10 protein-coding genes and 2 pseudogenes are annotated in these 10,795 nt (G+C 68.7%); 11 read left to right on the top strand and 1 reads right to left on the bottom strand.

Translation table 11 applies throughout. From position 1 onward, the window contains the following. Positions 1 to 324 precede the first annotated feature (324 nt). The 10 genes and pseudogenes from E0493_RS22490 to E0493_RS22535 all read left to right on the top strand — a co-directional run bounded on the left by E0493_RS22490 (position 325) and on the right by E0493_RS22535 (position 9,571). The gene (locus E0493_RS22490; RefSeq protein ID WP_202397289.1) at positions 325 to 1,758 is read left to right on the top strand and encodes an ATP-binding protein; all 1,434 of its coding nucleotides are present in this window, start codon (positions 325 to 327) and stop codon (positions 1,756 to 1,758) included. Next, on the top strand, positions 1,755 to 2,399 hold the full coding sequence (locus E0493_RS22495; RefSeq protein WP_160939512.1) for a response regulator transcription factor: 645 nt from the start codon (positions 1,755 to 1,757) through the stop codon (positions 2,397 to 2,399). The genes E0493_RS22490 and E0493_RS22495 overlap by 4 nt, the downstream gene beginning before the upstream one ends. Before the next feature lie 73 nt (positions 2,400 to 2,472). Beyond that, positions 2,473 to 2,826, top strand: a complete 354-nt coding sequence (locus tag E0493_RS22500; RefSeq protein ID WP_235913990.1) for a response regulator transcription factor — start codon at positions 2,473 to 2,475, stop codon at positions 2,824 to 2,826. 106 nt (positions 2,827 to 2,932) lie between these two features. Continuing rightward, the gene (locus E0493_RS22505) at positions 2,933 to 3,586 is read left to right on the top strand and encodes a hydrolase (RefSeq protein WP_160939514.1); all 654 of its coding nucleotides are present in this window, start codon (positions 2,933 to 2,935) and stop codon (positions 3,584 to 3,586) included. Positions 3,587 to 3,744: 158 nt separating this feature from the next. After that, entirely contained in the window at positions 3,745 to 4,581 is an 837-nt protein-coding gene (locus E0493_RS22510; RefSeq protein ID WP_202397294.1) for an alpha/beta fold hydrolase, read from the top strand. Positions 4,582 to 4,622: 41 nt separating this feature from the next. Further along, positions 4,623 to 5,329 (top strand): annotated as a pseudogene (locus E0493_RS22515) (alpha/beta fold hydrolase). A 39-nt stretch (positions 5,330 to 5,368) separates the two neighbouring features. Continuing rightward, on the top strand, positions 5,369 to 5,626 hold the full coding sequence (locus E0493_RS22520) for a DUF1427 family protein (RefSeq protein WP_160939516.1): 258 nt from the start codon (positions 5,369 to 5,371) through the stop codon (positions 5,624 to 5,626). Beyond that, on the top strand, positions 5,623 to 7,578 hold the full coding sequence (locus E0493_RS22525; RefSeq protein ID WP_160939517.1) for an amidohydrolase: 1,956 nt from the start codon (positions 5,623 to 5,625) through the stop codon (positions 7,576 to 7,578). The genes E0493_RS22520 and E0493_RS22525 overlap by 4 nt, the downstream gene beginning before the upstream one ends. 3 nt (positions 7,579 to 7,581) lie before the next feature. After that, positions 7,582 to 7,971 carry a DoxX family protein gene (locus tag E0493_RS22530; protein WP_160939518.1) on the top strand — a complete coding sequence of 130 codons (390 nt, stop codon included), beginning with the start codon at positions 7,582 to 7,584 and terminating at the stop codon, positions 7,969 to 7,971. After that, positions 7,961 to 9,571, top strand: coding sequence for an MFS transporter (locus E0493_RS22535; RefSeq protein WP_160939519.1), 1,611 nt, complete (start codon positions 7,961 to 7,963; stop codon positions 9,569 to 9,571). The genes E0493_RS22530 and E0493_RS22535 overlap by 11 nt, the downstream gene beginning before the upstream one ends. Positions 9,572 to 9,914: 343 nt before the next feature. Here the strand turns inward: E0493_RS22535 and E0493_RS24080 are convergent, their stop codons facing one another. Further along, positions 9,915 to 10,232 carry a recombinase family protein gene (locus E0493_RS24080; protein ID WP_456316356.1) on the bottom strand — a complete coding sequence of 106 codons (318 nt, stop codon included), beginning with the start codon at positions 10,230 to 10,232 and terminating at the stop codon, positions 9,915 to 9,917. 89 nt (positions 10,233 to 10,321) lie between these two features. On the opposite strand from E0493_RS24080, the pseudogene E0493_RS22545 reads away from it, so the two are divergent. Next, positions 10,322 to 10,669: pseudogene (locus E0493_RS22545) on the top strand (DDE-type integrase/transposase/recombinase); the annotation flags it as partial. Positions 10,670 to 10,795: the final 126 nt, after the last annotated feature.

Raw genomic sequence — 10,795 nt, forward strand, 5'->3', positions numbered from 1 at the left:
CCTCCTACACCACGCCCGGGGGCACGACCCAAACCCCTCGGCGGTGTCTTACCGCGGGGCCTGACTTCCTCGATCAGTGGCTCCCAGATTACCCAGGTCGTATCCGTAAAAAAACCTGATTGCCCTTGCTCTCAGACATACCCAGAACATGGAAACAGCCATCAAGCTCTAACAGGCCTCATCATGCGCCCTGCACGTGAACCGCTCGCTAGCATGACCCAGCCCCGTCCTCTGGTTGCAGCTGCGGTAGCTCTGGCTCTGCTTCTTGCCCTGCTCGTTACCACACCTTTTGCGACACGTTTCGTGCATGGGACAGAAGTCATCGTGCCAGCCTACGCCGCGGCGACGTTCATGCTGGAGGCCATCACCGGAGTTCTGCTGCTGGCACTCTACAATGTGCAGCGCGCGCCCGCCCTGTTGATCTTAGCACTCGGCTATCTCTTCTCAGCCCTGCTACTTCCAGGATGGGTGCTGACCTTCCCCGGCGTCTTCACCGCCTTTGGGTTGGGCGAGAACTTACAGGTGACCGCAAGCATAGCGGCCCTTCGCCGCATCGGCTTCGCGTTGTTTCTGCTCGGCTATGCTGTTTCGCCGATGCGCGCGTCGATGCTGCCGGCCGGCGCCACCATCCGCCGTGCCGTCCTGGGCCTTGTCACTGTCGTGGCCGCGGCGATGTGGCTCATCGTTGCGGCGCCTGAAATCCTGCCGGTCTTCATGCAGGACGAGCGGGTCGCTACGCCGCTCTGGCGTCTCGTGCCGTACACGGCCATGGCGCTGTACCTGGTCACCATCGTGACTCTATTCCGCGGACGGCGCGTGGCGCTCGACCTCTGGATCTGCCTCGTCGCCTTTTCGCTGGCTATCGAGCTGGCGCTGCTGTCCTATCTGGCCGAGGCGGTGCGCCTCAGCCTGGGCTGGTGGACGGGGCGTATCTGCGCGTTGCTGGCTACAGGGGTCGTGACCCTGGTCATGCTGTCGGACACCATCATGCTGCACACCCGCCTTGCCCGGTCGGTCGCCGCCGAGCAGCGTGCGCGGCAGAACCGCCTGACCGCGATGGAGGCCCTTTCTGCCTCCATCGCGCATGAGATCAACCAGCCGCTCGCCAGCATGATCACCAATGCCGATGCCGGGCTGCGTTGGCTGGCCCGGACCGAGCCGCGCCTCGACAGAGCGAAGGCCGCGCTGGAGGGGATCGTCGCGGACGGACACCGTGCCAACAAGATCGTCCTCGGCATCCGGACCATGTTCCTCAAGGGCGCGCAGGAGCGTGTGCCGGTGGAGATGGGTGGGCTGATCCGACAGGCGGCGGAGTTGATTTCGGCTGAGGCACGCCTGGCCGGCGTCACGGTCGAGCTTGCCCTCGATCCCGGCCGGGCAATGGTGATCGGCAACCCGGTCCAGCTCCTGCAGGTCACGGCGAACCTGATCGAGAACGGCCTCGACGCCCTCCGGGCGGTGGAGGACCGCCAGCGGATCCTGTCGCTCGACCTGCGGCGCGGCGCCGAGGGTGACATCGAGCTGCTGATCGCCGATACAGGCATCGGGCTGACGCCGGGCCTAGAGGAGCGAATCTTCGAGCCATTCTTCTCCGGCAAGCCGGGAGGCATGGGAATGGGGCTGATGTTTTGCCGCACCGTCGTCGAGGCGCATGGCGGGCGCCTCTGGGCCACGCCAAAACGGCCGCGCGGAGCTGCCTTCCACGTCGCCTTGCCCGGGGCCGAGCCGTCAATCGGCGAGGCGGGGACAGCGCCGTGACGGCCCCCCCGGTCATCTCCGTCCTCGACGACGACCCCTCCATCCGGCTCTCGCTCGAAAGCCTGCTCGCCTCGGAAGGCTACGACGTCCACGTCTTCGAATCGCCGCTGGACTTCCTAGCGGCGGACCGGCCGGACCGGGCAGGCTGCCTGGTGCTGGACGTGCGGCTGCGCGGCAGTAGCGGCCTGAGCTTCCAGCGTGAATTGCTCCGCCGAGGCATTGCGGTTCCCACTATCTTCATCACCGGCCATGGCGATGTGCCCATGTCGGTCGCGGCGATGAAGGCCGGCGCCGTCGAGTTCCTGCTCAAGCCCTATCGAGACCAGGATCTGCTCGATGCTGTCTACAGGGCGGTGGAGCTCGATCGCCGCCGGCGGGCGGGAGCAGCGGAGCTGGCCGAGCTGCGCGGCCGCTTCGCCACCCTGACGCCGCGGGAGCGGGAGGTGATGCGCCTCGTCGTCAGCGGCCTTCTAAACAAGCAGATCGCGGCGCAGCTTCAGCTCAGTGAGGTCACGGTCAAGGCGCATCGCGCGCAGATCATGCACAAGCTTCATGCCGCCTCACTGGCGGGGTTGGTGCGGATCGCCGACCGGATCGCCGGTGAGGCTGGGCCGGATGGGGTGGGCAATACCTTCGTGTGATTGCCGCGACCGCCCGCCTGCGTCAAAGCATGACAAACCACGCAGAAGGAAACGGGCAGCACCCGTGCAGCCGATGCTGGCCATTGTCGAGGATGACGCCTCCGCCCGCGCGGCGTTGATCAGCCTGGCCGGAGCCCTGGGCTTCAGCGCCCACGGCTTTCCCGACGCCGCGAGCCTGTTGGCCTTTCCGCAGTTTGACCGGGTGCGTTGCCTGATCTGCGACATGCGACTGCCCGGCATCAATGGACTGCAACTGCATCACCGGCTGCGCGACGCCGGCCATGATCTGCCAGTCATCCTGATCACCGGCTACCCGGACCCGACGACCGCCCACGCCGCGCTGCGGGCGGGGGTTGTCGCCTATCTGGCCAAGCCGGTTTCGCCCGAGCGGCTGCTCGCCTGCTTGCGCGCCGCCCTCCAGCGCTGACCGCCAGCTCCGCCCTGCAGGAATGGATGATCCTATCCGAAGGTCCAATGGCGCCGCACCTGCGCGGCGGTCTACGAGTGCAGCCGTCCAGCACGGAGAGAACATCATGCCCACCGCTACGCCCACCCCCGGCAAGCTGCTGCTGAACGCCAATGACCACACGCTGGTCATGATCGACTTCCAGTCGCAGATGAGCTTCGCGACCAAGTCCATCGACGCGGTGACGCTGCGCAACAACGCCGCCCTGGTGTCGGAGACCGCCGCCGGCTTCGGCGTCTCCACCATCCTCACCACGGTGGCCGAGAAGAGCTTCTCTGGCCCGATGTTCGAGGAGATCACCCGCGCCTTCCCCGGCCAGAAGCTGCTGGACCGCACCTCCATGAACACCTGGGAGGACGCGGCGGTGATCGCCGAGGTGAACCGCATCGGCAAGCCGCGCATCGTGCTGGCCGGGCTCTGGACCTCCGTCTGCATCGTCGGCCCCGCGCTGTCGGCCATCGACCAGAGCTTCGAAGTCTACGTGATCGCCGATGCTTGCGGCGACGTGTCGGACGAGGCGCATGAGCGCGCCATGGACCGCATGGTGCAGGCCGGTGCGCGGCCCATCACCTCCCTGCAATACCTGCTGGAGCTGCAGCGCGACTGGGCCCGCACGGAAACCTACGAGATGACCACGGGCATCGCGAAGCGCTTTGGTGGTGCCTACGGCCTCGGCATCATCTACGCCAAGTCGATGTTCGGCGCCTCCGAAGGTCATTGAGGCGAAGCGCGATGGCTCCGGAAGAACCGACGCCCGAGGATTTGCGGCAGCCGCCCCGGAGGCAGGCCATCGGTAAGGCGGCCGCGATGCTCACCGCATCCGGCCTGCCGCACATCGCGAAGGCGGCCGCCACACCCATCCCGCAAGGACCGAACACCATGGCCTATGTGACCACCCGCGACGGCGTGGAGATCTTCTTCAAGGACTGGGGCCCGAAGGACGCCCAGCCCATCATGTTCCACCATGGCTGGCCACTTTCCAGCGACGACTGGGACACGCAGATGCTCTTCTTTGTGCAGAAGGGCTTCCGGGTCGTCGCGCATGACCGCCGCGGCCATGGCCGCTCGGCGCAGGTCAGCGAAGGCCACGACATGGACCACTACGCGGCGGATGCCTTCGCGGTGGTCGAGCACCTGGACCTGCGCAATGCCGTCCATATCGGGCATTCCACCGGCGGCGGAGAGGTCGCGCGCTACGTCGCGAAGCACGGCCAGCCGGCCGGCCGCGTCGCCAAGGCGGTGCTGGTCAGCGCCGTCCCGCCGCTGATGCTGAAAACTGTGAGCAACCCCGAGGGCCTGCCGATCGAGGTGTTCGACGGCTTCCGCAGGGGCGTCGCCGAGAACCGGGCGCAGATGTTCCTGGATGTCGCGTCAGGCCCGTTCTACGGTTTCAACCGGCCGGGCGCGCAGCTCCATCCGGGCGTGATCCAGAACTGGTGGCGCCAGGGCATGATGGGCAGCGCCAAGGCGCACTACGACGGCATCAAGGCCTTCTCGGAAACCGACCAGACCGCCGACCTGAAGGCGATCACCGTACCGACGCTGGTTCTGCACGGCGACGACGACCAGATCGTGCCGATCGCGGATTCCGCGCACAAGTCCATCCGCCTGCTGCAGAACGGCACGCTGAAGGTCTACCCGGGCTACTCGCACGGGATGCTCACGACCCATGCCGGGCCGATCAACGAGGACCTGCTGGCCTTCGTGCGCGGCTGAGCCCGCCGGCCCCCGCCCATCGGAAAAGGAACGGTGCAAGGATGACGCAATCCCCTCCGGGTTCCCTCACGGTCGTGCTCGTTCACGGTGCCTGGGCGGATGGGTCGAGTTGGCGGCACGTGATCGCGCGCCTTCAGGCACGGGGTCTGCCGGTCGTCGCGGTGCAGAACCCGACGACCTCTCTAACCGACAATGTCGCCGCCGCCCGGTTGGTGCTCGACGCCATTGAGGGGCCGGTGGTCCTCTCCGGCCATAGCTGGGGCGGCACCGTCATCACCGAGGCCGGCAACGACCCCCGAGTGAAGGCGCTGGTCTATGTCGCGGCCTTCGCGCCCGATGCCGGCCCGTCCACGGGGGACCAGGTGGCGGCCTATCCGGCGCCGCCCGGCCTCGGCGGCGTGGCGGATGATGGAACCGGTCACCTCCGGATGAGCGTGGAGAGCTGGATTGGCAATGTGGCGCAGGACCTGCCGGAAGCCGATGCCCGTGTGCTCGCCGCCGTTCAGCCGCCGCTCGCCTCGCGACCTTCGGCGACAAGGTGAGCAAGCCCGCCTGGGCCGACCGGCCGTGCTGGTATGTTGTGTCCAGTGAGGACCGGGCCATCAGCGTTGCCCTGCAGCGCGACCTGGCGAAGCGGCTCGATGCCCGCACCAGCGAGTTGGAAGCCAGCCACATGTCGCGCCTGTCCGTGCCGCAGGCGGTCGCGGATGTGATCGCAGACGCCGCTGCTCAGTTTGGCGCCGGCTGACGGCCGCCATCCCGTGATGCACCTGATGGGATCTGCCGCATGAAGACCTATCTTCTCTCGCTCGGCGCCGGGCTGGTGGTAGGCGTGGTCTACAGCCTGCTGAACGTCCGCTCGCCGGCGCCGCCGGTGGTGGCCCTGGTCGGCCTCCTCGGCATCCTGCTCGGCGAGCAACTCGTCCCCGTGGCGAAGCGCCTGCTGGCTGGGCATCCCGTCAGCGTCTCCGTGCTGCGCGAGGATTGCGCGCAGCACCTCTTCGGCCGGCTGCCCGGCCGCCACAACGGGGATACCGCCGGATGACCAACCCCACGCGCCGCACCGTCGCCGGGAGCCTTGCCGCCCTCGGCCTCGCTTTCTCCAGCCGGAGCCCCGCCATGGCCGCCGACGCCGCCCCCGACCTGATCCTGCATAACGGCCGGATCACCACGCTGGACCGCGCCAATCCGGAGCCGCAGGCCGTCGCCGTCACCGCCGGCCGCTTCAGCGCCGTGGGCGAGGCGCGAGACATTCTCCCCGCCGCCGGCGCGAACACGCGGGTCATCGACCTCGGGGGGCGGCGCATGATCCCCGGGCTGATCGACAACCATCTGCACGTCATCCGCGGCGGGCTGAACTTCAACATGGAGCTGCGCTGGGACGGCGTGCGGTCGCTCGCGGACGCGATGGACATGCTGCGGAAGCAGGTGGCGATCACGCCGCCGCCGCAATGGGTCCGCATCGTCGGCGGCTTCACCGAGCACCAGTTCGCCGAGAAGCGGCTGCCGACGCTGGACGAGATCAACGCCGTCGCGCCGGACACCCCCGTCTTCATCCTGCACCTCTATGACCGTGCGCTGCTGAACGGCGCCGCGCTGCGCGCCGTGGGCTACGACAAGGACACGCCCAACCCGCCGGGCGGCGAGATCCAGCGCGCGCCGGACGGCACCCCCGCCGGCCTGCTGCTGGCGAAGCCCAATGCCGGCATCCTCTACGCCACGCTGGCCAAGGGGCCGAAGCTGCCGCTGGACTACCAAATCAACTCCACCCGGCACTTCCTGCGCGACCTCAACCGGCTCGGCGTCACCGGGGCCATCGATGCCGGCGGCGGCTTCCAGAACTACCCCGAGGATTATAACGTCGTCGAGAAGCTGGCCGCCGATGGCGAGCTGACCGTGCGCATCGCCTACAACCTGTTCACGCAGAAGCCGAAGCAGGAGCGCGACGACTTCCTGCGCTGGACGCGCGACGCCAAGTACCAGCAGGGCGACGACTATTTCCGCCTAAACGGCGCCGGCGAGATGCTGGTCTTCTCCGCCGCCGATTTCGAGGACTTCCGCGAGCCGCGCCCGGAGATGCCGCCGGAGATGGAGCCGGAGCTGGAAGAGGTTGTGCGCATCCTGGTGCAGAACCGCTGGCCCTGGCGGCTGCACGCGACCTATGACGAGACCATCTCCCGCGCCCTCGACGTGTTCGAGAAGGTGGACCGGGAGATGCCGATTGGCGGCCTGCATTGGATCTTCGACCATGCAGAGACGGTGAGTGACAGGTCGCTGGAGCGCATCGCACGGCTCGGTGGCGGCGTCGCCGTGCAGCACCGCATGGCCTATCAGGGCGAGTATTTCGTGGAGCGCTACGGGCTGGAGGCCGCCGCCCGCACGCCGCCCGTGGCGCGGATGCTGGAGATGGGCGTCAAGGTCTCCGCCGGCACGGATGCCACCCGCGTCGCCTCCTACAACCCCTGGGTGACGCTGTACTGGATGGTGACGGGCAAGACGCTGGGAGGCCTGCGCATCACGCCCGGCCAGAACACGCTGGACCGCGACACCGCGCTGCGGATGCTGACGGAGAACGTCACCTGGTTTTCCAACGAGGAAGGCAAGAAGGGCCGCATCGCTGTCGGCCAGCTCGCCGACCTCGCCGTGCTGGATCGCGACTATTTCAGCGTGCGGGAGAACGAGATCCAGGACATCACCGCCGTGCTCACCGCCGTCGGCGGGCGCATCGTGCACGGGGCGGGGGATTTCGCGCGCCTCGCGCCGCCGATGCCGCCGGCCATGCCGGACTGGTCGCCGGTGCGTACCTTCGGCGGCTACCAGGACCGCCGCGCCGCGGCGCCGGCCAAGGATGGCTTCGCCCGCGCCATGGCCCGCTGTTGTGATGCCGCGTGCGGCGTGCACGGGCACGACCACGCCCGCGCCTGGTCCGCCAGCACCCCGGCCGGCAACGACCGCGGCTTCTGGGGCGCGCTTGGCTGCTCCTGCTGGGCCTTCTGAGTTATGGCCCGCCCGCATCCGCTGCTGATCTGGACCGGCCTGCTCGGCCTCTGCGCCGCCTACCTGCAGGGCGGGCTGAACAAGCTGCTGGACTATCCCGGCGCGGTGACCGAGGCCGCGCATTTCAACCTGCCGCTGCCGGCGGTCACGGCGGCGGCCACCATTGGACTGGAACTGCTGGCCAGCGCCATGATCCTCACCGGCCGGCTGCGCTGGCTGGGTGCGCTGGCACTTGGCGCCTTCACCGTGGCCGCCACTCTCATCGCCAACCGCTACTGGACCCTGCCGCCCGGGCAGGAGCGCTTCATGATGGCCAATGCTTTCTATGAGCATCTGGGGCTGGCTGGCGCCTTCCTACTGGTCTTCGCCTGGGATCGCACCCATGCCCGCTGAAAAAGTCGGCGGCAGCTTTGCGCCGCTGCTGCAGCCCACCTTCGCGCTGCTCTGGGGCGCGACCGTCATCGGCAACGTCGGCAGCTTCATGCGCGACGTGGCCAGCGCCTGGCTGGTCACCGAGGCCGCCGCCGGCCCGGCCGCCGTGGCGCTGATCCAGGCCGCCGCCACGCTACCGGTGTTCCTGCTGGCCATCCCTGCCGGCGTTCTGGCCGACATCCTGGACCGCCGGAAGTTCCTCCTCGTGGTACAGGTGATGCTGGCCTGCGTCAGCCTCTCGCTGATGCTGCTGTCGCAGGCGGGCCTTGCCTCGGTGGCCGCGCTCGCGGGGCTTACCTTTCTGGGCGGCATCGGCGCCGCGCTGATGGCGCCCACCTGGCAGGCCATCGTGCCGGAGCTGGTGGCCCCGCGCGACACGCGCGACGCGGTCGCCTTGAACTCGCTCGGCATCAACATCGCCCGCGCGATCGGGCCGGCGGCGGGTGGGCTGATCCTGGCCAGCTTCGGCGCCGCGGTCACTTACGGGGTGGATGTCGCCAGCTACGCCGTGGTCATCGTCGCCCTGCTGCTCTGGCGCCGCCCGAAGCGGGTGGAGGACCCGCTGGACGAGCGCTTCGCCGGCGCCTTCCGCGCCGGGCTGCGCTATGCCCGGTCCAGCCGGGAGCTGCATGTGGTGCTGCTTCGGGCGGCGCTGTTCTTTCTCCTGGCCAGCGCGGTGTGGGCGCTGCTGCCGCTGGTGGCGCGGCAGCTGCTCGGCGGCGATGCCGGCTATTATGGCCTGCTGCTGGGCGCGGTAGGGGCGGGAGCCATCCTCGGCGCCGTACTGCTGCCCTGGGCGCGGCGCCACCTCGACATCGACGGGCTGCTGCTGGCCTCCGGGCTGCTGACTGCCGCCGTCATGGCGCTGCTGGCCCTCGCGCCGCCGCGTCTGGTGGCGCCGCTGGTGCTGGTGCTGCTCGGCATGGGTTGGATCACGGCGCTCACCGGGCTCAACGGCACGGCGCAATCCATCCTGCCCAACTGGGTGCGAGGCCGGGCGCTGGCCGTCTACCTCACGGTGTTCAATGGCGCGATGACGGCGGGCAGCCTGCTCTGGGGCGCAGTGGCCGAGGCCATCGGCGTGCCCTGGACATTGTGGGTCGCGGCCCTGGTCCTGGCGGTCTCCGCCCTGCTGCTGCGCCGCATCCCGCTGCCGCGCGGCGAGGCGGACCTTTCCCCCTCCCGCCACTGGCCCGAGCCGCTGCTGGCCGCGCCGGTGGAGCAGGACCGCGGGCCGGTGATGATCCTGATCGAGTACCGGGTGGAGCCGGCGGCGCGGGCTGGCTTCCTGGCGGCAATCCACCGTCTGTCCAGCGCGCGGCGGCGGGACGGCGCCTACGCCTGGGGCATCACCGAGGATGCCGCCGACCCGACGCTGATGGTCGAGTGGTTCACCATAGAATCCTGGGCCGAGCACCTGCGCCAGCACCGCCGTGTGGCACACGCGGATGCCGACCTGCAGGCCGCGCTGTGGCGCTTCCACACCGGCGCCGAGGCGCCCCGCGTGCGGCATTTGCTTGGCCTTGGCAAGCCGGAACCCGCCGCATCGCCGCCTGAGTGAGCGGCACCGCCGGGGAGGTCTCCATGCTCCCGGCGGATCGTCACCCGTCCGGAGCGCGCCCTTGGGGCATTGGTCTGGCCCGACAAGAACGCCCGGCTTCCCACCATCGCGCTCCGGGCCCTGGGTTGCCGAACCCGGGGTCGCTGCACGGAAGTGAATTTTGTGTACGCCAGACCTGAACGGATCTGGAACTGGGCTCACGGCAAGGGCTGCAGCGCCTTGTAGAGGGCGGCCTTTCCAACCCTGATCCGCGCTGCTGCTTCCCGTGCCGTCAGCCCCTCGCGATCAGTTCTCGCGCCCGGCGCAGCTTCTCCTCGGTGACGACCGGCTTGCGCCCGCCGCGTCACCCACGCGCCTCGGCGGCCTTGAGACCGGCGCGGGTGCGCTCGCGGATCAGGTCGCGTTCGAACTGTGCGAGCATGCCGAACACGGGAAAGATCAGCCGCCCGCCCGGCGTGGGGGTGTCGATCTGCTCGGTCAGGCTGCGCAGCCCGATGCCCCGCCCGTCCAGGTCGCGCACCGTGTCGATCAGGTGCGGCATCGACCGCCCCAGCCGGTCCAGCTTCCAGACCACCAGCACGTCGCCGCGGCGCACATGGGCCAGCGCCTGCGCCAGCCCGGGCCGGTCGGCCTTAGCGCCGGAGGCGCAGTCCTCAAACACCCGCTCGCAGGTTCTATTGCAAACGGCAGGACGGAGGCAATGAGGTAGAACGTCTTCAGGCAGTCTGGTGAGACCGGCATGTCTTCCGCAAGGCGCTGGCCCAGCCGCATACGGTGAACCCGCGGACGATCACGGTGGACAAGAACCCGGCCTATCCGCGTGCCGTCGCAGACATGAAGCGAGCCGGCGAACTCTGGCGCTTCTCGCGGCTGCGGCAGTGCAAATACCTGAACAACATCGTCGAACAAGACCATCGGCGCGTGAAACGCCTAATCAGGCCCGGGCTCGGCTTCGGCAGTTTCCAAACCGCACGACGAACACTGGCGGGCTACGAGACGATGGCGATGATCAGGAAGGGGCAGCTTCGGGGTATCGACGGGAGGAACATGCGGGCTCAGGCCACCTTCATCGCCGAGCTGTTTCTTCCCGCCGCCTGATTTGGCTGCCGCCGTGGCTGCTCACGGCTACCGGCAATCTTTGCAACGGAATCCTCAGGCGTGCGCCTGACGCGCTTCTTGGGTTTGGTGGGATGGTGTGCCGCCCCGCAGGTGAAGCCAGAGCAG

The sequence above is a fragment of the Teichococcus coralli genome, from assembly GCF_009829925.1.
GTDB lineage: Bacteria > Pseudomonadota > Alphaproteobacteria > Acetobacterales > Acetobacteraceae > Pseudoroseomonas > Pseudoroseomonas coralli.